At 60.1% G+C, this 25,112-nt stretch carries 16 protein-coding genes; 15 read left to right on the top strand and 1 reads right to left on the bottom strand.

Going from position 1 to position 25,112, the window contains the following annotated elements; genetic code table 11:
* Positions 1–858: 858 nt before the first annotated feature.
* The gene (locus ACNYC6_RS11515; RefSeq protein WP_419712949.1) at positions 859–3,297 is read right to left on the bottom strand and encodes a penicillin-binding protein 1A; all 2,439 of its coding nucleotides are present in this window, start codon (positions 3,295–3,297) and stop codon (positions 859–861) included.
* Positions 3,298–3,514: 217 nt separating this feature from the next.
* On the opposite strand from ACNYC6_RS11515, the gene ACNYC6_RS11510 reads away from it, so the two are divergent.
* From ACNYC6_RS11510 to gspE, 15 genes are all read left to right on the top strand, one after another.
* Positions 3,515–4,576 (top strand): pilus assembly protein PilM, encoded by a 1,062-nt coding sequence (locus ACNYC6_RS11510; protein WP_419712403.1) that lies wholly within the window; start codon positions 3,515–3,517, stop codon positions 4,574–4,576.
* Positions 4,576–5,142 (top strand): PilN domain-containing protein, encoded by a 567-nt coding sequence (locus tag ACNYC6_RS11505; RefSeq protein ID WP_419712402.1) that lies wholly within the window; start codon positions 4,576–4,578, stop codon positions 5,140–5,142. Before ACNYC6_RS11510 ends, ACNYC6_RS11505 begins: the two co-directional genes overlap by 1 nt.
* Positions 5,139–5,762, top strand: coding sequence for a type 4a pilus biogenesis protein PilO (gene pilO, locus ACNYC6_RS11500; protein ID WP_419712401.1), 624 nt, complete (start codon positions 5,139–5,141; stop codon positions 5,760–5,762). Before ACNYC6_RS11505 ends, pilO begins: the two co-directional genes overlap by 4 nt.
* Positions 5,759–6,286, top strand: coding sequence for a pilus assembly protein PilP (locus ACNYC6_RS11495; RefSeq protein ID WP_419712400.1), 528 nt, complete (start codon positions 5,759–5,761; stop codon positions 6,284–6,286). The genes pilO and ACNYC6_RS11495 overlap by 4 nt, the downstream gene beginning before the upstream one ends.
* A gap of 13 nt (positions 6,287–6,299) precedes the next feature.
* Complete coding sequence (gene pilQ / locus ACNYC6_RS11490; protein ID WP_419712399.1) at positions 6,300–8,369, top strand: type IV pilus secretin PilQ; 2,070 nt, start codon at positions 6,300–6,302, stop codon at positions 8,367–8,369.
* A 4-nt stretch (positions 8,370–8,373) separates the two neighbouring features.
* On the top strand, positions 8,374–8,892 hold the full coding sequence (aroK, locus tag ACNYC6_RS11485; protein ID WP_047536474.1) for a shikimate kinase AroK: 519 nt from the start codon (positions 8,374–8,376) through the stop codon (positions 8,890–8,892).
* A 151-nt stretch (positions 8,893–9,043) separates the two neighbouring features.
* Positions 9,044–10,144 carry a 3-dehydroquinate synthase gene (gene aroB / locus ACNYC6_RS11480; protein WP_419712398.1) on the top strand — a complete coding sequence of 367 codons (1,101 nt, stop codon included), beginning with the start codon at positions 9,044–9,046 and terminating at the stop codon, positions 10,142–10,144.
* 10 nt (positions 10,145–10,154) lie between these two features.
* Complete coding sequence (locus ACNYC6_RS11475) at positions 10,155–11,750, top strand: AAA family ATPase (protein ID WP_419712397.1); 1,596 nt, start codon at positions 10,155–10,157, stop codon at positions 11,748–11,750.
* A gap of 350 nt (positions 11,751–12,100) precedes the next feature.
* Positions 12,101–16,549, top strand: coding sequence for a glutamate synthase large subunit (gene gltB, locus ACNYC6_RS11470; protein ID WP_419712396.1), 4,449 nt, complete (start codon positions 12,101–12,103; stop codon positions 16,547–16,549).
* 32 nt (positions 16,550–16,581) lie between these two features.
* Positions 16,582–18,000 (top strand): FAD-dependent oxidoreductase, encoded by a 1,419-nt coding sequence (locus ACNYC6_RS11465; protein ID WP_218439012.1) that lies wholly within the window; start codon positions 16,582–16,584, stop codon positions 17,998–18,000.
* A gap of 251 nt (positions 18,001–18,251) precedes the next feature.
* Entirely contained in the window at positions 18,252–19,319 is a 1,068-nt protein-coding gene (gene hemE, locus ACNYC6_RS11460; protein ID WP_419712395.1) for a uroporphyrinogen decarboxylase, read from the top strand.
* Between the two features lie 291 nt (positions 19,320–19,610).
* On the top strand, positions 19,611–21,077 hold the full coding sequence (gbpA, locus tag ACNYC6_RS11455; RefSeq protein ID WP_419712394.1) for an N-acetylglucosamine-binding protein GbpA: 1,467 nt from the start codon (positions 19,611–19,613) through the stop codon (positions 21,075–21,077).
* 79 nt (positions 21,078–21,156) lie between these two features.
* Complete coding sequence (locus ACNYC6_RS11450; RefSeq protein ID WP_419712393.1) at positions 21,157–21,696, top strand: type II secretion system protein N; 540 nt, start codon at positions 21,157–21,159, stop codon at positions 21,694–21,696.
* A 7-nt stretch (positions 21,697–21,703) separates the two neighbouring features.
* Positions 21,704–23,632 carry a type II secretion system secretin GspD gene (gspD, locus tag ACNYC6_RS11445; protein WP_419712392.1) on the top strand — a complete coding sequence of 643 codons (1,929 nt, stop codon included), beginning with the start codon at positions 21,704–21,706 and terminating at the stop codon, positions 23,630–23,632.
* Positions 23,629–25,110, top strand: coding sequence for a type II secretion system ATPase GspE (gspE, locus tag ACNYC6_RS11440; protein WP_419712391.1), 1,482 nt, complete (start codon positions 23,629–23,631; stop codon positions 25,108–25,110). The genes gspD and gspE overlap by 4 nt, the downstream gene beginning before the upstream one ends.
* Positions 25,111–25,112 lie beyond the last annotated feature (2 nt).

Raw genomic sequence — 25,112 nt, 5'->3', positions numbered from 1 at the left:
CGCCAGGCATGGCGCGTTGCGCGTAAGCGCAACCAGCTTGGCTGTGGTGGCCACGCTGGTGACTTGGAGGTGAAAGTCCTCTACACACCCGGCAAGGGGAAGTGTTAGCCAGAGGCAAGGGTGTCGCGGGTGACTGCGAATCTGAAGGAAGCCCGAGGCAAAATGCTGGCCTGACGAACAGGAAGCGGATTAGGCGGTGCAGCGGGGTAAGAAGGCCAATATCTTCAAAGCCCAATACTTGCACGGAACGCTGTGACGTAGATCCGACAGGCATAAGCAGGAAGGTCGCGCGAATTACCCTGGGAGATCTGTATAGCCTGCCATGTGCTACCGGCGTCGCGAGATGACGGGATGGGCGACAGAAGTCAGCAGAGGCCGTAGTAGTTGCTCGACACCGGAGTAACGAAGGGCTGAACCTGCCATGAGTGGATAGTCGGGTGTGATCTCTGTTGGAGCGTAAAGCAGAAACACCGCATAGCGGGGGTCGAGACCATCAGGAGGTAGGAGCCGGAAGCTCCGAGGGCCGGTCTGGGCGCTTAGATACCACAGGCGACACATCAACGGAACCAAGCTCGCTGACGTTGTATGTCAGTAGGCAGGAACCGCCGTATACGGAACCGTATGTACGGTGGTGTGAGAGGACGGCGGGGGCAACCCCGCCTCCTACTCGATCCTGAAGGTTTTGTGTCAGTAGTAATGGCGTAATCGCTAGCAGGCTAGCTGTCACCTTTGAAATGCGGCCCCCTGTGGGAGCAGCTAGCCTGCTAGCGATTAGGCCAGTCCAGTCATTACAAAAACCGCAGGCACAAAAAAGCCCCGCGCTTCTCTCGAAGGCGGGGCTTTTCAATGTGGCGGCGATCAGAACAAATCGATCGGCGCCGCTTCATCCGCCGGCAGCGGGCTGCCCGGCGCATTGCCGTTGCCCAGTTCATTCACCGATGGTGGCGTATCTTCGGCCTTGAACAGTTCGAAGTAAGCCCCTGGCGTGCTTGGGGAGGCCGCGCGGCCACTGATCGGGTCGACGCGCAGGCTCAGGATGCCTTCCGGCTCAGGTTGCGTGTGAGGTGGCAGATCCTTGAGGGCGGCGCCCATGTAGTTCATCCAGATCGGCAGCGCGACGGTGCCGCCGAACTCCTTGCGGCCAAGGCTTTCAGGCTGGTCAAAACCGGTCCAGACCGTGGTCACGTAATCGGCGTTGTAACCGGAGAACCAAGCGTCTTTGGATTCGTTGGTGGTGCCGGTCTTGCCGGCGATGTCGCTGCGGCCCAGGGCCAGTGCACGACGGCCGGTGCCGAGCTTGATCACGTCCTCGAGCATGCTGTTGAGGATGTAAGTCGTACGGCCATCAACGATGCGTTCAGCCACCGCCGGTGCCTGCGGCGCCGGTTGGGCGGTCAGTGCATCGGCCGGTGTTGCGTTGACTGTAAAGGCCTCGGCGACTGGCGCGGCGATACCGTCAGTGGCTGCCTCGCCTTTTGGAACGCTCGGCGGATTGGCGACGAACAGCATATCGCCATTGCGGCTTTCGACTTTGTCGATGATGTACGGGGTGATCTTGTAGCCGCCGTTGGCGAAGGTGCTCCAGCCCGTGGCGATTTCCATCGGCGTCAGGGTTGCGGTGCCCAGTGCCAGGGACAGGTTGGGTGGCAGATCCTGCTTGTTGAAGCCGAAACGAGTGATGTAGTCGATGGTCTTGCCAACGCCCATCGCCTGCAGCAGGCGAATCGACACCAGGTTGCGCGACTTGTACAGCGCCTCACGCAGACGGATCGGGCCGAGGAAAGTGTTGGTGTCGTTCTTCGGACGCCAGACCTTGTCCAGGTACTCGTCGACGAACACGATCGGCGCATCGTTGACCAGGCTGGCGGCGGTGTAGCCGTTATCCAGCGCGGCGCTGTAGACGAATGGCTTGAAGCTTGAACCCGGCTGGCGTTTGGCCTGCAATGCACGGTTGTAGTTGCTCTGCTCGAAGGCAAAGCCACCGACCAGTGAGCGGATCGCGCCGTTTTGCGGGTCGAGGGAAACCAGCGCACCCTGGGCTTGCGGGATCTGGCTGAACTTCAGCGAATTGTCCGGCTGACGTTGCACGCGGATCAGGTCGCCGACCTGTGCCACGTCCAACGGCTGCTTCGGATTGGCCCCCATGCTGTTGGTGTTCAGGAACGGACGAGCCCACTTCATGGTGTCCCAGTTGACGTGTTCCTGTCCGGTGCGGGTCAGCACTTGCAGACCGGTCTTGTCGGCCTGGGTGACGATGGCCGGCTCAAGACTGCTGATGGTGCGCTGCTTGGTCAGCTCGGTGGCCCACGCTTCGCGGGTCTTGCCCGGCAGGCGCGACTCAGGGCCGCGATAACCGTGACGCTGATCGTAAGTCATCAAGCCTTCATGGACGGCGGTATTGGCCATCTCCTGAAGGTTACTCGGCACCGTGGTGGTGACGCGGAAACCTTCGGTGTACGCGTCGCTGCCATAGCGACCGACCATTTCGGCGCGGGCCATTTCGGCGATGTAAGGCGCGTTCACTTCCGGGGTCGGTACGTGATAGCTGGCGTTAAGCGGCTCGTTGACCGCGGCGGTGTAATCGGCTTCGGTGATTTTGCCGAGCTTGTACATGCGCCCCAGGATCCAGTCGCGACGTTCCTTGCTGCGAGCCGGGTTGGCCAGCGGGTTGAAGCGAGACGGGGCTTTTGGCAGGCCGGCAATCATCGCCATCTGCGCCAGGCTGATGTCACGAATCGACTTGCCGTAATACACCTGCGCCGCCGCCTCGATGCCGTAGGCGCGGTTGCCCAGATAGATCTTGTTGACGTACAGCTCAAGGATTTCGTCCTTGGTCAGCTGCCGTTCGATCTGCAACGCCAGGAGGATTTCAGTGGTTTTGCGCGAGAAGCTGCGTTCGCTGGTCAGGAAGAAGTTCTTCGCCACCTGCATGGTGATGGTGCTGCCGCCGGACTGGATGTGGCCGCTTTTGACCAATTGGGTGGCGGCCCGCATCAGGCTGCTTGGGTCGACGCCATAGTGGTTGGCGAAGTTATCGTCTTCAGCACTTAGTAACGCATTAATGAAATTGGGGGGAATGTCGGCGAAACGGATCGGTGTGCGACGCATTTCGCCGAATTCTGCGATCAACTTGTTGTCGCTGCTATAGACCCGCAATGGAATCTGCAACTGGATGCTTCGCAGCGCCTCCACGGACGGCAATCCGGGGCTAAGGTAAAGAAACGCCCCGCTCAGACCCAAAAGCAGTCCGCAGAAAACCGCGACGATGGACCAACCGAAAAATTTCAGCAGACGAATCAAGGCTTTTGGATATCCAGGGCAAAGAATGAATGACGCATCAGGGTTCAGGCTAAAGGCGAACGACCCGCGCTTGAGAAAAAGCGGAAAAAAACGCTGGGCATTATAAGCATTTTTCCGGCGTGGGCGTCATTGGCGGCGGCTGTCAAGACGGGCGGAGGGAACGCAACACACATTACAGAGTCCGTAACTCACGGATAGTCATAGGGAATTGCTAGTGCCAGGACTCTTCAATAAAAAAGCCAGTACGCTTTTAGGGATCGACATCAGCTCCACTTCGGTGAAGCTCCTTGAGCTGAGCCGCCAAGGCGACCGCTATCGGGTCGAGGCCTACGCGGTCGAGCCGCTGCCTGCCAGCGCGGTGATCGAGAAAAACATCGCCGAGCTCGAAGGTGTGGGCCAGGCTCTCTCGCGGGTTCTGATCAAGGCCAGAACCAGCCTCAAGAACGTCGCGGTGGCCGTGGCCGGTTCGGCGGTGATCACCAAGGCCATCGAAATGGATGCCGGTCTTTCCGACGACGAGATGGAAAGCCAGCTGAAGATAGAGGCCGATCAGTACATCCCTTATCCGTTGGACGAGGTCGCCATCGACTTTGAAGTCCAGGGCGCGTCTGTACGCAACCCCGAGCGAGTCAATGTGCTGCTCGCGGCGTGTCGCAAGGAAAACGTCGAGGTGCGTGAAGCGGCCCTGACATTGGCCGGCCTGACCGCCCGTGTGGTCGATGTCGAGGCCTATGCCCTGGAGCGATCGTTCGGCCTGCTGGCGAATCAATTGGCCGGCTCCCGGGAGCGTCTGGTGGCGGTGGTCGACATTGGCGCGACCATGACCACCCTGAGCGTGCTGCTGAACGGGCGGATCATCTATACCCGCGAACAATTGTTCGGCGGTCGTCAATTGACCGAAGAGATTCAGCGACGATACGGGATGACTGTCGAGCAGGCGGGGTTGGCAAAGAAGCAGGGCGGTTTGCCTGACGATTACGTCAGTGAAGTGCTGCAGCCGTTTCGCGAGGCCTTGGTGCAGCAGGTCTCGCGTTCGCTGCAGTTTTTCTTCGCTTCCGGTCAGTACCACTCGGTCGATCACATTTTGCTGGCCGGCGGCACCGCGTCAGTCTCCGGTCTGGATCGTTTGATCGAGCAGCAATTGGGCACGCCGACGCAGGTGGCCAACCCGTTTGCCGAGATGACGCTGAGCAGCAAGGTCAACGCCGCGGCACTGAGTAGCGACGCTCCGGCCATGATGATCGCCTGCGGGCTGGCCCTCAGGAGTTTCGACTGATGGCGCGGATCAATCTTTTACCTTGGCGTGAAGAGCTGCGCGAACAACGCCGCAAACGCTTTTTATTGATTCTGGCTGGCGTGCTGGTGGGTTCCGCAGCGGCGGTGCTGATTGCCAATCAGGCGATCTACAGTGCCATCGACCGGCAAGTGGCGCGCAACGATTACATCGGCAAGCAGATTGTCGTGGTCGACGAACGCATCAAGCAGATCAGTGATCTAAAGGCCCGGCGCCAGCAACTGGTCGAGCGCATGCGCATCATCCAGGACCTGCAAGGCAATCGGCCGATCAGCGGGCGAATCTTTGATCAATTGGCCCGGACCCTGCCCGACGGTGTGTATTTCACGGAAGTGAAAATGGATGGCAAGACCTTATCCATCACCGGCGCGGCAGAGTCCAACAACCGTGTTTCCGACCTGATGCGCAACCTTGATGCGTCGGACTGGTTCGATGCGCCGAGCCTGACGGAGGTCAAGGCGACCACCGCCGGTCAACTGGATCAGGCCAACGTCTTTCAGCTGACCGTTCGTCAGACTCGGCCCGCCGCCGTGGAGGAAGGCAAATGAGCCCGTCCGCATGGTTCGACGGGCTGCGCAAGATCGATATCAACGAACTGGATACCAGCAACATCGGTTCCTGGCCGCCGGCGATCAAGGTGTTGGTGAGCGTACTGGTGATGCTGCTGGTGCTGGCGCTCGGTTACAGCTTTTCCACGAGTGAGCTTGAGGCTCAGCTTGACCTCAAGCGCGAGGAAGAAACGACGCTCAAAGAACAGTTCGCCTCCAAGGCTCATATGGCGGCGAACCTGGAGCTGTACACCCAGCAGATGAAGGAAATGGAGAACTCCTTTGGCGTGCTGTTGCGGCAACTGCCCAGTGATACCGAAGTCCCCGGCCTGCTCGAAGACATCACCCGCACCGGCCTGGGCAGCGGCTTGGAGTTTGAAGAAATCAAATTGTTGCCCGAGGTCACCCAGCCGTTCTACATCGAATTGCCGATCCAGATCACCGTCACCGGGGCCTATCACGACCTAGCGACGTTCGTCAGCGGCGTGGCCGGACTGCCGCGCATCGTCACCCTGCATGATTTTGACCTGGCGCCGGTCAATCCTGACGGCGGGACAAAATTGCGCATGAGCATCCTGGCCAAGACCTACCGTTACAACGACAAGGGGCTGCATCAATGAGCCTTGTTCGTGTTTTTTCCATGGCGGTGTTGCTGGTGGTCCTGGCCGGTTGTAGCGGTGGCGATGATGTCAGCGACCTGGACGCCTACATGAACGAAATGCGCCTGCGGGCACCGGGAAAGATTGAACCAACGCCAACATTTCGGTCTTACCCGACATTCACCTACAGCGCTGCCAACCTGCGCAGCCCGTTTTCCCGACAGGTCAGAGTCGACCTGGCCGGGCAGAGGCATGGCTCGCGCAATGTCAAACCTGACCCCGATCGGGTCAAGCAGTACCTCGAGGGTTTCAATATCGAGCAGTTTGAAATGGTCGGCACGATCTCCAATGCATCAGGCTCCTTCGCGCTGTTGCGTGGCGCTGGCGGTGTGCATCGTCTGAAAGTCGGCGATTACCTGGGGCGTAACGATGGGCGGATCGTCGCCATCAACGCCTCGCAAGTCGATGTGGTGGAAATCGTCCCGGATGGCGAAGGCGCCTGGCTGGAGCGGCCGCGGACCCTCCCTTTGAAAGAACACTCATAGTGGAACTCGAACAATGAACAGGATTTTCTCCACCCTCGGAGTGTCGCTATGGATAGCGCTGCTGTCGCCGATGGTACAAGCGGCCAACCTCAAGGCGCTGGATGTCGCAGCGCTGCCGGGCGACCGCGTCGAGTTGAAGTTGGCGTTCGATGAGCCTCCCCCGGCGCCTCACGGGTACACCACCGAATCGCCTGCGCGGATTGCGCTGGACTTGCCCGGTGTCGTCAGTCAGCTGGCGAGCAAGACCCGCGATCTGGGCGGCGGCAATGCCCGCAGCGCAACGGTGGTGGAAGCCAAGGACCGGACACGGCTGATCATCAACCTCACTCGATTGACCCCGTATGACACCCGGATCGAAGGCAACAGCCTGTTTGTGGTGGTCGGCCAGGGAGGCAACAACCCGGCGCCGAGGCGGGCCGCTGTCGCCGCTCCGGCTCCGGCGCGCGCCGTTGCGCCAGTGGCCAAGGCCATTCGCTCGGTAGATTTCCAGCGCGGCACCCAGGGCGAAGGCAATGTAGTGATCGACCTGACGGATCCGTCCATCGCGCCAGACATTCAGGAGCGCGAGGGCAAGATCATTCTCGGTTTCGCCAGAACCCGATTGCCTGAGCCGTTGCGTGTGCGCCTGGACGTCAAGGACTTCGCCACGCCCGTACAGTTCGTCAATGCCAGCGCTACAGGCGACAGGGCCACTATTACCATCGAGCCCAGCGGTGCCTTCGATTATTCGACCTACCAGACCGACAACAAGCTGACCGTCAGCATCCGCCCGATGACTGCCGACGACTTGCAAAAGCGCAATGCCGACCGCTACGCCTACAGCGGTGAAAAGCTCTCGTTGAATTTTCAGGACATCGATGTGCGCTCGGTGCTGCAATTGATCGCCGACTTCACCAACCTCAATCTGGTGGCCAGCGACACGGTGCAAGGCGGCATTACCCTGCGTTTACAAAACGTGCCGTGGGATCAGGCGCTGGATCTGGTGCTGAAAACCAAGGGGCTGGACAAGCGCAAGATCGGCAACGTTCTGTTGGTGGCGCCGGCCGATGAAATCGCTGCCCGTGAGCGCCAGGAACTGGAGTCGCAGAAGCAAATCGCTGATCTGGCCCCCCTGCGGCGGGAGTTGCTACAGGTCAACTACGCCAAGGCAGCCGATATCGCCAAGCTGTTCCAGTCGGTGACCAGCGCTGAAGCGAAAGTCGACGAACGGGGTTCGATCACCGTCGATGAGCGTACCAACAACATCATTGCCTACCAGACTCAGGATCGGCTCGACGAATTGCGGCGGATCGTGGCGCAGCTGGATATCCCGGTACGGCAGGTGATGATCGAGGCGCGGATCGTCGAAGCCAACGTTGATTACGACAAGAGCCTGGGTGTGCGCTGGGGCGGTTCGATCCAGAATAAGGGCAACTGGAATACATCAGGCGTCAGCAATGGTGCAAACGCATCGTCGACCATCGGCACGCCAGGTAGCACCAGCACCAATTCGCCGTTCGTCGACTTGGGAGCCGTCAACAACACCTCTGGAATCGGCATCGCGTTCATCACCGACAACGTCTTGCTCGACCTTGAACTGACGGCCATGGAGAAAACCGGCAACGGCGAAATCGTCTCGCAACCCAAAGTGGTTACGTCCGACAAGGAAACCGCGAAAATCCTCAAGGGAACCGAGATTCCCTATCAGGAAGCGAGCTCCAGCGGCGCGACTTCCGTGTCTTTCAAGGAAGCCTCGCTGTCGCTGGAAGTGACGCCGCAAATCACCCCGGACAACCGGATCATCATGGAGGTCAAGGTCACCAAGGACGAGCCTGACTACCTGAACAAGGTCCAGGATGTGCCGCCGATCAAGAAAAACGAGGTCAACGCCAAGGTCCTGGTCAACGATGGCGAGACCATCGTCATTGGTGGTGTTTTCTCAAATACTCAAAGCAAGGTTGTAGATAAGGTGCCATTTCTTGGCGATGTGCCGTATCTTGGCCGCCTTTTCCGGCGTGACGTGGTTTCGGAGAAAAAATCCGAGCTGTTGGTGTTTCTCACTCCGCGTATCATGAATAACCAGGCGATTGCTGTGAGTCGTTGATTCTGTGCGAAATTTGATTCTTGTAGGACCGATGGGCGCTGGAAAAAGCACCATCGGCCGGTTGCTGGCCAAAGAGCTGCGCTTGCCATTCAAAGATTCCGATAAGGAAATTGAATTACGCACGGGCGCCAATATCCCATGGATCTTCGACAAGGAAGGCGAACCGGGCTTTCGTGATCGCGAGGAGGCAATGATTGCCGAGCTGTGCGATTACGACGGTGTGGTGCTGGCGACCGGCGGTGGCGCAGTCATGCGCGAAGCCAATCGTCGGGCATTGCACGCCGGTGGACGGGTGGTCTATCTGCATGCTTCTGTCGAGCAGCAGGTCGGCCGCACGTCCCGCGATCGCAATCGGCCCTTGTTGCGTACCGCCGATCCGGCCAAGACCCTTCGGGATCTGCTGGCGATCCGTGATCCGCTTTATCGGGAAATCGCCGATCTGGTGGTGGAAACCGATGAGCGGCCGCCGCGGATGGTCGTGCTTGATATCCTCGAGCGCTTGCAGCAGCTGCCGCCACGTTAAAGCGCCGCACGAAATGCGCTATCCTCGGCGTCCTGTCATGACCGCTCAAGGTTGTGGCGAACGGCTACTGAACGGCGTCACACCAACAGACGCCGTGGACATTGGTTAATTCAAGGCACGATGCCTGATTCCATCTTCATTGTGGGGACACATGCAGACACTCAAGGTCGATCTAGGCGAGCGCAGCTACCCGATTCACATTGGCGAAGGTTTGTTGGATCAGCCTGAGCTGCTGGCCCCGCATATTCGCGGACGGCAAGTGGCGATCATCTCCAACGAAACCGTTGCGCCGCTCTATCTCGAACGTCTGACCCGCAGCCTCGCGCAGTTCTCGGTGATTTCCGTGGTGCTGCCCGATGGCGAAGCCTTCAAGACCTGGGAAACCCTGCAATTGATTTTCGACGGTCTGCTGACCGCACGGCATGACCGTCGCACCACGGTAATCGCCCTCGGGGGCGGCGTGATCGGTGACATGGCCGGTTTTGCGGCCGCCTGCTACCAGCGCGGCGTTGATTTCATTCAGGTCCCGACCACGTTGCTGTCGCAAGTCGACTCGTCGGTGGGCGGCAAGACCGGCATCAATCACCCGCTGGGCAAGAACATGGTCGGCGCCTTCTATCAGCCGAACGTGGTGATAATCGACACTGCGTCTCTCAACACTCTGCCGGCCCGTGAGCTGTCAGCCGGCCTGGCTGAAGTCATCAAGTACGGTTTGATTTGCGATGAGCCGTTCCTGACCTGGCTCGAAGACAACGTCGACCGCCTGCGTAATCTGGACCAGCAAGCCCTGACCTATGCCATCGAACGTTCCTGCGCGGCCAAGGCTGCGGTGGTCGGCGCCGACGAAAAAGAGACGGGTGTGCGCGCCACGCTCAACCTGGGTCACACGTTTGGTCACGCCATCGAAACCCATATGGGCTACGGTGTCTGGCTGCATGGCGAAGCGGTCGCTGCAGGCACTGTAATGGCACTGGAAATGTCCGCGCGCCTGGGCTGGATCAGCGAACAGGAACGCGATCGCGGCATTCGCCTGTTCCAGCGCGCAGGCCTGCCGGTTATCCCGCCTGAAGAGATGACCGAAGCCGATTTCCTCGAACACATGGCAATTGATAAAAAAGTGATCGACGGTCGTTTGCGCCTGGTGCTGCTGCGCCACATGGGCGAAGCGGTGGTGACCGACGATTATCCGAAAGAGGTTCTACAGGCCACGCTGGGAGCGGATTACCGCGCCCTGGCTCAGCTTAAAGGTTAATAAGAACGCGATGACTAGTTTGCATGCCGACGAGGCTTTCCTCGGCCATTACCAGTTGAATCATGACCCTTTTGCTCCGCGGGTTCCTGGCTTCAAGTTTTTCCCGGCCCAGCGCAAACCCGTGCTGGGGCAGTTGCACCATCTGGCACGTTACAGCCAGTTGTTGCTGGTGGTCACAGGCCCGCACGGCAGTGGTAAAACCCTGCTGCGTCAGGCGCTGGTGGCCAGCACCAACAAGCAGTCGGTACAGAGTGTGGTGGTTTCCGCCCGCGGTGCCGGGGACTCGGCTGGCGTGCTGCGACAGGTCGCCCAGGCGCTGGACGTCGCCCAGCCCGAGATCGACGCGATCCTGGCGCAGGTGGTGCAACTGGCGCTTACCGGCCAGGAAGTCTATTTGCTGGTGGATGATGCCGAGCAGCTCGACGAGTCAGGGCTCGAAGCCCTGATGGCGCTGGCTGCCGGTGCGCCGGAAGGTCGTCCGCATGTGTTCCTGTTCGGCGAGTCATCGCTGATTGCCCAGCTTGAGGCTTTGCAGCTTGAGGAAGAGCGCTTCCACGTCATCGAACTGCAGCCGTACACCGAAGAAGAGACTCGCGAATATCTGGACCAGCGTCTTGAAGGCGCAGGCCGGGGTATCGAACTTTTCACCGCGGATCAGATCTCTGATATTCACGAAAGCTCCGAGGGTTGGCCTGGCAATATCAACCAGGTTGCCCGCGATGCAATGATCGAAGCCATGATTGCCAGCCGCTCAGCGGTCAAGCGTCCAAGTATGGGGTTCAATATGCCGAAGAAACACGTATTGGCGATTTCCGCCGTCGTCGTGGTCGCGGTAGCCGCCGCCTGGTTGATGCCGGGTCGCAGCAAAGCGCCGACCACCGGTGCTCCGGCCAACGAACAGGCACAACTGCCGCTGGGTCAGGGGCAGCCAACAGGCAATGGCGGTGCACCAGCCGTCGAATTCGCCGGCAACTCGCAGCCGATGCCATTGCCGTTGGTCGGTAATTCGCAGCCGGTGATGCGTGGTCCGCTGGCTGAAGCGGCCGGTGGCATTACCGAAGGCGACGATGGCGTGCCGCTGGAAGGTTCCAGTGAAACACCGCCAACCGTTACCACCACCGCACCGCCTGTCGGTGTCCCGGCTGGCCCTGCGCCAACACCAGCGGCCAAGCCGACCCCAGCACCGACTCAGGTCGCCACCGCCAAGCCGGCACCGGTTCCAGCGCCTGCCGCCAAGCCTGCCCCGGCGCCAGTCAAGCCGGCCGTTGCCGCTGCTGCCAAGTCTGCCGAGAAACCGGCCACTCCAGCCAAGGCTGCTGGCGGCACCTGGTACGCCGGTCAGGCCCCGGGTAACTACGTGGTGCAGATCCTCGGTACCAGCTCCGAAGCGAGCGCGCAAAACTTCGTCAAGGAGCAGGGCGGCGAGTACCGTTACTTCAAGAAAGTGCTCAACGGCAAACCGCTTTACGTCATCACCTACGGCAGCTTCGCCAATCGTGATGCAGCCGTTTCCGCCATCAAGGCCTTGCCAGCGAAGGTTCAGGCTGGTAAACCTTGGCCTCGCTCTGTCGCCAGCGTCCAACAGGAACTGGCAACAGCTCGCTGAAGATTCGGCGGCCTTACCCAGGCCGCCTCTCCCGGCACCTCAAAATTTCTACAAGCGCATGCCGCCTCTACAGGCCGCGTGCCTTGTGGTGTCTGCGTTACAGTAGTCTTTGAGTCGTTGCGGTCAGAATTAAAAAAGTTTTGACTAGCACAGCGTATCGCTTTAAACCTTTCACAAATGCGACATAGATTTGCGACATTTCGTCGTCAAATTTGTGAGGCCAAGTGTCGGTGTGTACAATGACCTCCCTTTTGTCCCCGCAAAGCTGGCGTACGTTCGGCGCGGATGGCAAGTGGTTGAATTGAAAAGAAATTTGCCTCGTTAAGAGGCAGCCTGGTGAGAAAGTGTCTATGAAAGCAGGTCTGTACCAACCAGATGAATTCAAGGATAACTGCGGTTTCGGCCTGATAGCCCATATGCAGGGCGAGCCCAGTCATACCCTTTTGCAAACGGCCATCGAGGCCCTGACCTGCATGACCCACCGCGGTGGGATTAATGCCGACGGCAAGACCGGTGACGGTTGCGGTCTGCTGATTCAAAAGCCGGACGTGTTCCTGCGAGCCATCGCCCAGGAAACCTTCGGCGTTGCATTGCCCAAGCAATACGCCGTGGGCATGGTCTTCTTCAACCAGGACCCGGTCAAAGCCGAAGCCGCTCGCGAGAACATGAACCGCGAGATCCTGGCCGCCGGCCTGCAGCTGGTCGGCTGGCGCAAAGTGCCGATCGACACCAGTGTCCTCGGCCGCCTGGCCCTTGAGCGTTTGCCGCAGATCGAACAAGTGTTCATTGGCGGTGAAGGCCTGAGCGATCAGGACATGGCGATCAAGCTGTTCAGCTCCCGTCGTCGCTCGTCCGTGGCCAACGCCGCCGACGTCGATCACTATATCTGCAGCTTTTCCCACAAGACCATCATTTATAAAGGCCTGATGATGCCGGCGGATCTGACCGCCTTCTATCCAGACCTGAGCGACGAGCGCCTGCAAACCGCGATCTGCGTGTTCCACCAGCGTTTCTCCACCAACACCCTGCCGAAATGGCCGCTGGCCCAACCGTTCCGCTTCCTGGCGCACAACGGCGAGATCAACACCATTACCGGCAACCGCAACTGGGCCGTGGCCCGTCGCACCAAGTTCGCCAACGACCTGATGCCCGATCTCGAAGAGCTCGGCCCGCTGGTCAACCGCGTCGGTTCCGACTCTTCCAGCATGGACAACATGCTCGAACTGATGGTCACCGGCGGCATCGACCTGTTCCGTGGCGTGCGGATGATCATTCCGCCAGCGTGGCAGAACGTCGAAACCATGGACCCGGATCTGCGTGCGTTCTACGAATACAACTCGATGCACATGGAACCGTGGGACGGCCCGGCCGGCGTGGTAATGACCGACGGTCGCTACGCGGTGTGCCTGCTCGACCGTAACGGTCTGCGTCCGGCGCGTTGGGTCACCACCAAGAACGGTTTCATCACCCTGGCTTCGGAAATCGGTGTCTGGAACTACCAGCCTGAAGACGTGATCGCCAAGGGCCGCGTTGGTCCGGGCCAGATCTTTGCCGTGGACACCGAAACCGGGCAGATCCTCGACACCGACGCCATCGACAACCGTCTGAAGTCGCGTCATCCGTACAAGCAATGGCTGCGCAAGAACGCCCTGCGCATCCAGGCGACCATGGAAGACAACGACCATGGTTCGGCGTTCTACGACGTCGATCAGCTTAAGCAATACATGAAGATGTACCAGGTCACGTTCGAAGAGCGCGACCAGGTGCTGCGTCCGCTCGGCGAGCAGGGCTACGAAGCCGTGGGCTCGATGGGCGACGATACGCCGATGGCCGTGCTGTCCCAGCGCGTGCGCACGCCGTACGACTATTTCCGCCAGCAGTTCGCGCAGGTCACCAACCCGCCGATCGATCCGCTGCGTGAAGCCATCGTCATGTCGCTGGAGATCTGCCTCGGTGCCGAGCGCAACATCTTCCAGGAGTCGCCGGAGCACGCCTCGCGCGTGATCCTCAGCTCGCCGGTCATTTCCCCGGCCAAGTGGCGTTCGCTGATGAACCTCGATCGTCCGGGCTTCGAGCGCGCGATCATCGACCTCAACTACGACGAAAGCGTCGGCCTTGAAGCGGCAATCCGCAACGTTGCCGATCAGGCTGAAGAAGCCGTGCGCGCCGGTCGTACCCAGGTTGTGCTGAGTGACCGTCACATTGCTCCGGGCAAGTTGCCGATCCACGCGTCGCTGGCTACCGGTGCCGTGCATCACCGTCTGACCGAAAAAGGCCTGCGTTGCGACTCCAACATCTTGGTGGAAACCGCGACCGCTCGCGATCCGCATCACTTCGCCGTGTTGATCGGTTTCGGTGCATCTGCCGTTTATCCGTTCCTGGCTTATGAAGTGCTGGGCGACCTGATCCGTACCGGTGAAGTACTGGGCGACCTCTATGAGGTGTTCAAGAACTACCGTAAAGGCATCACCAAGGGCCTGCTGAAGATTCTGTCGAAGATGGGTATCTCGACCATCACTTCGTACCGCGGTGCACAGTTGTTCGAAGCTATCGGTCTGTCCGAAGAGGTTTGCAACCTGAGCTTCCGTGGTGTGCCAAGCCGCATCAAGGGTGCGCGTTTCGTCGACATCGAAGCCGAGCAGAAAGCCCTCGCCACCGAAGCCTGGAGCCCGCGCAAGCCGATCCAGCAAGGCGGCCTGCTGAAGTTCGTCCACGGTGGCGAATATCACGCGTACAACCCGGACGTGGTCAATACCCTGCAAGCCGCCGTGCAGCAGGGCGACTACAGCAAGTTCAAGGAATACACGTCGCTGGTGGATAACCGCCCGGTGTCGATGATCCGCGACCTGCTGAAAGTCAAAACCCTCGACACGCCATTGGACATCAGCGAGATCGAACCGCTGGAATCGGTGCTCAAGCGCTTCGACTCCGCCGGTATTTCGCTGGGCGCGCTGTCGCCCGAAGCTCACGAAGCCCTGGCCGAAGCCATGAACCGCCTCGGTGCGCGTTCCAACTCCGGTGAAGGTGGTGAAGACCCGGCGCGTTACGGCACCATCAAGAGCTCGAAAATCAAGCAGGTCGCCACCGGCCGTTTCGGTGTGACCCCGGAATACCTGGTCAACGCCGAAGTGCTGCAGATCAAGGTCGCCCAGGGCGCCAAGCCGGGCGAAGGTGGTCAACTGCCAGGCGGCAAGGTCAACGGGCTGATCGCCAAGCTGCGTTATGCAGTACCGGGCGTCACCCTGATTTCGCCACCGCCGCACCACGACATCTACTCGATCGAAGACTTGTCGCAGCTGATTTTCGACCTGAAACAAGTCAACCCGAAGGCGCTGGTCTCGGTGAAGCTGGTTGCTGAAGCGGGCGTCGGCACCATCGCCGCCGGTGTGGCCAAGGCCTATGCGGACCTGATCACCATTTCCGGCTACGACGGCGGCACCGGTGCATCGCCGCTGACCTCGATCAAATACGCGGGCGCTCCGTGGGAGCTCGGCCTGGCCGAAACCCACCAGACCCTGCGTGGCAACGACCTGCGCGGCAAAGTCCGGGTACAGACCGACGGTGGCCTGAAAACCGGCCTCGACGTGATCAAGGCAGCTATCCTCGGCGCTGAAAGCTTCGGCTTCGGCACCGCGCCAATGATCGCCCTGGGCTGCAAATACCTGCGCATCTGCCACCTGAACAACTGCGCCACCGGCGTCGCAACTCAGAACGAGAAGCTGCGCAAGGATCACTACATCGGCACCGTCGACATGGTGGTGAACTTCTTCACCTACGTCGCCGAAGAAACCCGTGAGTGGCTGGCCAAGCTGGGCGTGCGCTCCCTCGAAGAGCTGATCGGCCGTACCGATCTGCTGGAAGTCCTCGAAGGCCAGACCGCCAAGCAACATCACCTGGACCTGACCCCATTGCTGGGCAGCGACCACGTGCCGGCGGACAAGCCGCAGTTCTGCGGTGTGGAGCGCAACCCGCCGTTCGACAAAGGCCTGCTGGCCGAGAAAATGGTCGACCTGGCCACCTCGGCCATCAATGACCTGAGCGGCGCCGAGTTCGACCTGGACATCTGCAACTGCGACCGTTCGATCGGTGCGCGGATCTCCGGTGAAATCGCGCGCAAGCACGGCAACCAGGGTATGGCGAATGCGCCAATCACCTTCCGCTTCAAGGGCACGGCTGGTCAGAGCTTCGGTGTGTGGAACGCCGGCGGCCTGGACATGTACCTGGAAGGCGACGCCAACGACTACGTCGGCAAGGGCATGACCGGCGGCAAACTGGTCATCGTTCCGCCGAAGGGCAGCGCCTACAAGACTCAGGACAGTGCCATCATCGGTAACACCTGCCTGTACGGCGCTACCGGTGGCAAGCTGTTCGCCGCCGGCACCGCGGGCGAGCGTTTTGCCGTGCGTAACTCCGGTGCCCACACCGTCGTGGAAGGTACTGGCGATCACTGCTGCGAGTACATGACTGGTGGTTTCGTCTGCGTTCTGGGCAAGACCGGTTACAACTTCGGTTCAGGCATGACCGGCGGTTTCGCCTACGTGCTCGACCAGGACAACACCTTCGTTGACCGGGTCAACCACGAACTGGTGGAAATCCAGCGGATCAGCGGCGAGGCGATGGAAGCCTACCGTAGCCATTTGCAACGCGTGCTGAATGAGTACGTCGAGGAAACCGACAGCGAGTGGGGTCGTAACCTCGCCGAAAACCTCGATGATTACGTGCGTCGTTTCTGGTTGGTCAAGCCCAAGGCTGCCACCCTCAAGTCGTTGCTTTCCAGCACCCGTGCCAACCCGCAGTGATATGCGCCTGAAGAGTTTGATGAGGTTTTAAAATGGCTGAACGTCTGAATAATGACTTCCAGTTCATCGAGGTCGGGCGCAAGGATCCGAAGAAGAAACTGTTGCGTCAACGCAAGAAAGAGTTCGTGGAAATCTACGAACCCTTCAAACCCCAGCAGTCGGCCGACCAGGCCCATCGCTGCCTGGGTTGCGGTAACCCGTATTGCGAATGGAAGTGCCCGGTGCACAACTTCATTCCCAACTGGCTGAAGCTGGTAGCCGAGGGCAACATCCTCCAGGCCGCCGAGCTGTCGCACCAGACCAACACCCTGCCGGAAGTGTGCGGCCGGGTGTGCCCGCAGGACCGTCTGTGCGAGGGTGCGTGCACCCTCAACGACGGCTTCGGCGCGGTGACCATCGGTTCGGTGGAGAAGTACATCACCGACACCGCGTTCGCCATGGGCTGGCGTCCGGACATGTCCAAGGTCAAGCCAACCGGCAAGCGTGTTGCGATCATCGGCGCGGGCCCGGCGGGCCTGGGCTGTGCCGACGTGCTGGTGCGTGGCGGCGTAACCCCGGTGGTGTTCGACAAGAACCCGGAAATCGGCGGTCTGCTGACCTTCGGCATCCCCGAGTTCAAGCTGGAAAAGACCGTGCTGAGCAATCGTCGCGAAGTCTTCAGCGGCATGGGCATCCAGTTCCGCCTCAACACAGAGGTGGGCAAGGACGTGACCATGGAACAACTGCTCGAAGAATACGATGCGGTATTCATGGGCATGGGCACTTACACCTACATGAAGGGCGGCTTTGCCGGTGAAGACCTGCCGGGCGTGTATGACGCGCTGGACTTCCTGATCGCCAACGTCAACCGCAACCTGGGCTTTGAAAAGTCGCCGGAAGATTTCGTCGACATGAAAGGCAAGAAGGTCGTGGTTCTCGGCGGCGGCGACACGGCGATGGACTGCAACCGTACCTCGATCCGCCAGGGCGCCAAATCGGTGACCTGCGCTTATCGTCGTGACGAAGCGAACATGCCTGGCTCGCGCAAAGAGGTGAAGAACGCCAAGGAAGAAGGCGTGAAATTCCTCTACAACCGCCAGCCGATCGCCATCGTCGGCGAAGACAAGGTCGAAGGCGTGAAGGTGGTCGAGACCCGTCTCGGCGAGCCGGACGCCCGTGGCCGCCGCAGCCCTGAGCCGATCCCGGGTTCCGAAGAGATCATCCCGGCCGACGCCGTGGTCATCGCTTTCGGTTTCCGCCCGAGCCCGGCGCCGTGGTTTGAGCAGTTCAGCATCCAGACCGACAGCCAGGGCCGTGTCGTGGCTCCGGAACAAGGTCAGTACAAGCACCAGACCAGCAACCCGAAAATCTTCGCCGGTGGCGACATGGTGCGCGGTTCTGACTTGGTGGTGACGGCGATCTTCGAAGGCCGTAATGCGGCGGAAGGGATCCTGGATTATCTGGGCGTCTAAACCCCGCCCAACTGACTGCAACGCAATACCTGTGGGAGCTGGCCTGCCAGCGATAGCATCACCTCGGTCTGGCTGATACACCGAGGTGCTTGCATCGCTGGCAGGCCAGCTCCCACATTGGTTTGCGGGTGTTGCTGAAATCTGCGTATTTATTGCGATAAATTGACCCGATAGACAAAAGGCTGACCTGCAACCGTGCCTTTTGCGTCCGGCTCTGAGAAAATGCCCGCACTTTTTTTCCGGATGCCGACATGACTGCCCTGAAGAACGACCGTTTCCTGCGCGCCCTGCTCAAGCAACCTGTAGACGTCACCCCTGTGTGGATGATGCGCCAGGCCGGACGCTACCTGCCTGAATACCGCGCCAGCCGTGCCCAGGCCGGTGATTTCATGAGCCTGTGCATGAATCCGGAATTCGCCTGCGAAGTCACGATGCAACCGCTAGACCGCTACCCGCAGCTGGACGCGGCGATCCTCTTCTCCGACATTCTGACCATCCCCGATGCCATGGGCCAAGGCCTGTACTTCGAAACCGGCGAAGGTCCGCGCTTCAAAAAAGTCGTCAGCACCCTGGCCGACATCGAAGCCCTGCCAATCCCTGATCCACACAAAGACCTCGGCTACGTGATGGACGCGGTCAGCACCATTCGCCGCGAACTGAACGGTCGTGTGCCGCTGATCGGTTTCTCCGGCAGCCCGTGGACCCTGGCCACCTACATGGTCGAAGGCGGCTCGTCGAAAGACTTCCGCAAAACCAAAGCCATGCTCTACGACAACCCGCAAGCCATGCACCTGTTGCTGGACAAACTGGCGCAGTCGGTCACCAGCTACCTCAACGGCCAGATCATGGCCGGTGCGCAAGCGGTGCAGATCTTCGATACCTGGGGCGGCAACCTGTCGGCTGCGGCGTATCAGGAATTCTCGCTGGCCTACATGAAGAAAATCGTCAGCGGCCTGATCCGCGAGCACGAAGGTCGCAAGGTGCCGGTGATTCTGTTCACCAAGAACGGCGGCCTGTGGCTGGAAAGCATCGCCGATGCCGGCGCTGATGCCCTCGGCCTGGACTGGACCTGCGACATCGGCAACGCCCGTGCCCGTGTCGGCGACAAAGTGGCCCTGCAAGGCAACATGGACCCGACGGTGCTCTACGCAAAACCGGAAGCGATTCGCACCGAGGTCGGCCGCATCCTCGCGAGCTACGGTAAAGGCAGTGGTCACGTGTTCAACCTTGGTCATGGCATCACGCCGGAAGTCGATCCGGAACATGCTGGCGCGTTCTTGCGTGCTGTGCATGAGTTGTCGGCGCAATATCACGAATAAACGTCTTTGACGTGATTGAAAGCCTGTCCGGCATGGCGCCGGACAGGCTTTTTTTATGCGTTTTTTCTTGCTTGGAGGTGGCGCCACAGCTCGTAAGAACTCTTCCATCCATTGTCGGAGAAAGAGCTGAAGAGACTGTTCCTGCGTTCGGCAGAGACTTTCCCTACATAGAAAATTCATTCATCCACGTAACGTTCGGACCCTTGCTCGGCCAGTCGCTGAGCAATATCGCAACCATCGGCGTCAGCAATGTGCGCCTCAAATTTCGATAAGTAGTCTGGAACTCATTTGATGAAAAATACTTCGTACAAGGGAAGTGCGTTTGCTGCGTGCACCTCTTCGATGATCCTGTTATCGGCAATGTTGGTGTCCCAAAGTGCTTCAGCGCATGGCTTTCTCGAAGTGCCACCGTCGCGCGCACTGCTATGTCAGAAAGGATTGAACAGCCAGTGTGGTGGGGCGCAATACGAACCACAAAGTGTTGGCGAAACCTTCAAGGGCTTCCCCGCCGGTGCCGGTGACGCTCCCTTGCAGGGACCGGAAGACGGCAAGATTCCAAGCGGTGGTATCTCGCTGTTCTCGGCACTGGACGCTCAGTCCGCCAGCCGCTGGCATCTGACGGAAATCCGCAATCGCACGCTGGATTTCCAATGGCACTACACGGCCGTTCATCCGGCCACCAAGCATGAATACTTCATCACCCGCAACGGCTGGAACCCGAACGAAGCGCTCAAGCGAGCTGCCTTCGAGAGCACACCGTTCTGCACCATCGACGGCGGCAATCAGAAGCCATCCAACAGTGACAAGCACAACTGCACCATCCCCGCCGACAAATCCGGTCATCACGTCATATTGGCGGTCTGGACTGTCGGTGATACCGATGCCGCGTTCTACAACCCGGCGGACGTAAACATTCTGTCGGAACCGGAGTTGCCGGGCGGCTGGTCTTCGGTGGGCAGCATTGCGCCTTCGACCACGTTGCTGGTGGGTGACAAGGTCAAGGCTCGCGCCTTCTCGGCCAATGGCGAATACCCGGAATTCAGTGTCGAGATAGCTATCAACACGGCCGAGGAAGGTTCGCCAAACAACTGGTCGTTCAAGTTGGCAGAAGCCATCAACAAGGCACATACACTTGTCCGTGCGGGTGTTCGTGATGAAAGCGGCACGATCGAGCCGGTCAAGGGCAACAACAGCGTGTACGCACAAAAAGAAAGTGGTGTGACACGCTACGAAGTGCAATTGAACATGCAGGAAGATGCAGCAGCCCGTCTGTCGGTGGCCTCCCAGCAAGCTGAATATGTGCTGGAAAAAGGCTTGGCCAAGGTTGATTTCAGCATTTTGTCCAACCGCAAAATGAACGTCGAAGCGACGCTGTTCGATGAGAGCAACAAGCCGGTCGGCTCCACCACTGCACAAGTGGACAGCGGTGCGACAGGGCTGACCATAGATGTTCGCAGCAATCCCGGCGCACATACCCTGACCCTGGTCGGCACGAGCCTCGACGGCCGGACCACTCGCCAGGACACCCAGCCCACGAAACTGATTGGTGAAGGCGCCGGTGCCGATTACGACTTCGTGTTCCCGGAAGGCATCAGCGGCTACACCGCCGGTACCAAAGTGCTGCAACCGAAGACCAACGAAGTCTTTGAGTGCAAGCCATTCCCCGAGTCGGGCTACTGCAAGCAATACAGCCCGTCCGCCAACGGCTACGAGCCAGGCGTCGGTGCGCATTGGCACATGGCGTGGAACAAACTCTAAATCCCCCGCAGCACGTCAGGCGACCTGAAAGGGTCGCCTGACGGCCGGTCTTTTCCGTTGAGCATCGAGTGAACCGATCGTGAAACTTTCACTGAAGGTGGTGACCTGTTTCGGTCTGCACCCGATCACGGCAGGCCTGCTGATGTTGCCGGTGGGCTGCGCCGTTTTTGTCGTGTGGCAGGAACAGCTTTTTCGCGAACAGATCACCCGGGCAATACCGGCGATGGTCGCTGTTGCCCCGGAACCTGTTCGTTTACCGCTGAATGCGACGGCGGTGGTAACGGTATTTGGACTGACTACAGACGACTCCCCCCGAACCAGTGCCGAGCCTTTGACCTTGCAGGCCAGTTTTGTCGTCAGCAATGGATTGTCCAGAGCATTGCTGGCCGATGCCCAAGGCTCACGTTTGTACCAGGTCGGCGAGCGGTTACCCGGTGGCAGCGTTCTGCGCCGCGTCGAGGCCAGCCAAGTGATGCTGTGGAACAAGGGCCGCGAAGAACTATTGACCCTGCAGTCGCCAGCCGTGCGTTTTCTGCGCCGATTCGAATCTTCAACCGAGCCTCAAGCTCCCGTTGTTTCAGCGCGTTATCTACGCCCGTTTTCCGGGCCGTCAGAGTGATCAGATCATGAACAGCTTCACTGGCGCGCAGTCCCTGCGCTCCATGCTTTTTCTTGCCGTTCTGGCGACGGCAAGCTTTCCGCCAGCGCTGTCTGCTGCGCAAGAAAAATGGCAGTTGGCAATGAACAACGCCGAGCTGCGAGACATCGTTGAAGAAATCTCCAGCATTCTCGGGACCACCGTGGTGCTTGATCCCAGAGTCTCCGGGCGCATCACGGTGATGTCTCGGCAAGCCCTCGATCGAGAGGGTGTTCGCCGTTTGTTTTATTCAGTGCTCGACGCCCATAACTTCACGGTGATCGACGAAGGCGACCGGATTCTGATCACTCCAGTGACCGAAGCCAAAACCCGCGCCGGCAACGGCCCGGAAAAAAACGCCACGCCTTCGCAGTTCGTCACCCGAGTCATCGAGTTGAATACCAGCAGCGCCACTGATATTGGCGGGCTGGTCAGGCCGCTGGTATCGGTCAATGGCTATGTCGGCCCGTCGGTGTCGGCCAATGCGCTGGTGGTCACCGACACGGCGGCGAATGTGCAACGAATCACGCAGGTGGTGCGCCAGCTGGATTCCGGGCAGGGCAACATGCACGCCGTGGTTCAACTGCGCCACGCCCAGGCCCGCGATGTGGCTCCGGTGATGGAAGCCTCATTGGGTAAACGCAATGCCGACAGCACAATCCAGGTGTTGGCCGACAGCAGAACCAATCGCTTGATCTTCATTGGCCCGCCCGCGGTTCGCCAACGCCTGGCCGAACTGGCTCGCGGCCTCGATATCCCGACCACAGTGACACCTGACAATGCCCGCGTAATCCGCCTGCGTCACAGCGATGCCAAGCAGTTGGCCGAGATTCTGGAAAGCATGGGGCAGGGCAGAAAAGTATCGCCCGCCATTGGCACCAGCAAGGACACTTCGTCCAGCGCTACCTTCATGATCAAGGCCGACGAAAGCCAGAATGCGCTGGTGCTGATCGCCGAACCGGCGCAGGTGCGAACCATCGAAAGCATCGTGCGTCAGTTGGACCAGCCTCGGGCGCAGGTACTGATCCATGCCGCCATCGTCGAGATTTCCGGGGACATCGCCGAAGCCGTTGGTGTGCAATGGGGCCTGAACACGGGCGACGCGAAAGGCTTCATCAACTTCCCCGGCACTGACATCCCGATCGTCGGCGGCCTGACATTTGACGAGAAGAAGTCGGCGCCGGAAGGCGCACTGCTGCGGCTGGGCAGCGACCGTTTCGGTGCGTTGATTTCGGCCTTGGCCAGCAACACCCACAGCAACCTGCTGTCCACGCCGAGCCTGTTGACCCTGGACAATCAGGAAGCGGAAATCATCGTCGGCCAAAACGTGCCGTTCAAAACCGGTTCCTACGCGACCAACAGCAGCGGTGCGGACAATCCGTTCACCACGGTCGAACGCAAGGACGTCGGCATCAGCCTGAAGATCAAGCCCTACATCAATGAAGGCTCGACGTTGCGTCTGGAGGTCGAACAGGAAGTCTCGGACATTGCGCCGTCGGTTTCCGGTATCGATTCTTCCGACCTGATCACCAACAAGCGCGCGCTCAAGAGCACGATTCTTGCGGACGACGGCGAAATCATCGTCATTGGCGGCCTGATCCGGGACAGCGTGCGCACGCAAAAAAGCGGCGTGCCGTTGCTGCGCGACATTCCCTACCTCGGCGCTCTGTTTCGCTGGACCCGCGACACCCAAACGAAAAGCAATCTGATGGTGTTTTTGCGGCCGACCATCGTGCGCAGCAAGGAAGACCTGGTCGACGTCAGCCAGCAGCGTTACAACGCGCTGCGCGATTTGAGTCAGCAGGGAGCGGCGGGCAACAACTCGTTGCTGCTGCCAGCGGATGCACGGCGGTTGTTCGAGCCGGGTTCCGACGCGCCGGTGTTTGATCTGCGCCAGCCGACGCCCAATACGCCATGAACCACACGACCGTTTTTTACGAGCCACTGCCCTTCGGTTTCGCTCGGCGTTTCGGCGTGCTGGTGGCGTGCGAGGGCGGGGAATGGAGCCTGGCGATGCGCGCCGATACGCCGCTCACGGCCCTGGCCGAAGCGCATCGGGTGTGCGGCCGGGCGCTGCCGTTGCGCCTGTTGTCACCGGCGGTATTCGCCACACGACTGGCCGCAGCCTACCGCGAAGGCCAGAGCGCCGCTGAACAGGTGGCTCAAGGGCTGGACGAGGAACTGGACCTGCTCAGCCTGGTGGATCAGGTTCCGCAAACCGCCGATCTGTTGGAGCAGCAGGGCGATGCGCCGATCATCCGCTTGATCAACGCGCTGCTCAGCGAGGCCGTGCGTGAACACGCCTCGGACGTGCACCTGGAAACCTTCGAGCAATACCTCTCGGTGCGCATGCGGGTCGATGGGCAGTTGCGCGAAATGCTTCGGCCACGGCGTGAATTGGCGACGCTGCTGGTGTCACGGATCAAGGTGATGGCGCGGCTGGATATCGCTGAAAAACGTGTGCCCCAGGATGGCCGGATAGCCCTGCGGTTAGCCGGGCATGAAGTCGATGTGCGGGTTTCGACCTTGCCTTCGGCCCATGGCGAACGGGTCGTGTTGCGGCTGTTGGACAAACAGGCCGGGCGCCTGGAGTTGCAACGTCTGGGCATGCCGGAGGACACCCTTGCGGACCTGCGCCAACTCCTGGGCAAACCCCACGGCATTCTGTTAGTGACCGGCCCGACGGGCTCCGGCAAGACCACCAGCCTGTATGCCGCGCTCAGCAGCCTCAACGATCAGACCCGCAACATCCTGACGGTCGAAGACCCGATCGAATATCACTTGCCCGGCGTCGGGCAGATGCCGGTCAACCCGAAAGTCGACATGACCTTCGCCCGGGGTTTGCGGGCGATTCTGCGTCAGGACCCGGATGTGGTGATGGTCGGTGAAATCCGTGATCGTGAGACCGCCGAAATCGCCGTCCAGGCGTCGTTGACCGGCCACCTGGTGTTGTCGACGTTGCACACCAACAGCGCGGTCGGCGCGGTGACGCGTCTGGTGGACATGGGGGTGGATGCGTATCTGTTGGCATCGTCGCTGGTGGGCGTTTTGGCCCAGCGGTTGTTGCGTACTTTGTGCCCGCATTGCAAGGCGCCGTACAGCGCTGATGCCGCTGGCTGCCAGCGTCTTGGGCTCGACACTGGCGCGTCGTTGCAACTGTTCAGAGCGGTGGGCTGTGAACAGTGTCAGTACGGTTATCGCGGGCGGATCGGGATCTATGAATTGATCTGCGTGACGCCGGCCATCTCGACGCTGATTCATCAGGGGGGCGGTGAGCAGGCATTGACCGCCGAAGCTCGCAAGGTGTCGCGCAGCCTGTTTCAGGACGGCCGGCAACGGGTGATCGACGGGCAGACCAGCCTCGACGAGTTACTGCGCGTGACGCGGGAGGACTGAGG

The organism is Pseudomonas sp. NFX224 (assembly GCF_048565165.1).
GTDB lineage: Bacteria > Pseudomonadota > Gammaproteobacteria > Pseudomonadales > Pseudomonadaceae > Aquipseudomonas.
This window is presented reverse-complemented; position numbering and strand designations above follow the sequence as displayed.

Coding starts and splice junctions, on each gene's coding strand:
- ACNYC6_RS11505 (WP_419712402.1), top strand. CDS start 4,576: ATGGCGCGGATCAATCTTTTACCTTGGCGTGAAGAGCTGCGCGAACAA.
- pilO (WP_419712401.1), top strand. CDS start 5,139: ATGAGCCCGTCCGCATGGTTCGACGGGCTGCGCAAGATCGATATCAAC.
- ACNYC6_RS11495 (WP_419712400.1), top strand. CDS start 5,759: ATGAGCCTTGTTCGTGTTTTTTCCATGGCGGTGTTGCTGGTGGTCCTG.
- pilQ (WP_419712399.1), top strand. CDS start 6,300: ATGAACAGGATTTTCTCCACCCTCGGAGTGTCGCTATGGATAGCGCTG.
- aroB (WP_419712398.1), top strand. CDS start 9,044: ATGCAGACACTCAAGGTCGATCTAGGCGAGCGCAGCTACCCGATTCAC.
- ACNYC6_RS11475 (WP_419712397.1), top strand. CDS start 10,155: ATGACTAGTTTGCATGCCGACGAGGCTTTCCTCGGCCATTACCAGTTG.
- gltB (WP_419712396.1), top strand. CDS start 12,101: ATGAAAGCAGGTCTGTACCAACCAGATGAATTCAAGGATAACTGCGGT.
- ACNYC6_RS11465 (WP_218439012.1), top strand. CDS start 16,582: ATGGCTGAACGTCTGAATAATGACTTCCAGTTCATCGAGGTCGGGCGC.
- hemE (WP_419712395.1), top strand. CDS start 18,252: ATGACTGCCCTGAAGAACGACCGTTTCCTGCGCGCCCTGCTCAAGCAA.
- gbpA (WP_419712394.1), top strand. CDS start 19,611: ATGAAAAATACTTCGTACAAGGGAAGTGCGTTTGCTGCGTGCACCTCT.
- gspD (WP_419712392.1), top strand. CDS start 21,704: ATGAACAGCTTCACTGGCGCGCAGTCCCTGCGCTCCATGCTTTTTCTT.
- gspE (WP_419712391.1), top strand. CDS start 23,629: ATGAACCACACGACCGTTTTTTACGAGCCACTGCCCTTCGGTTTCGCT.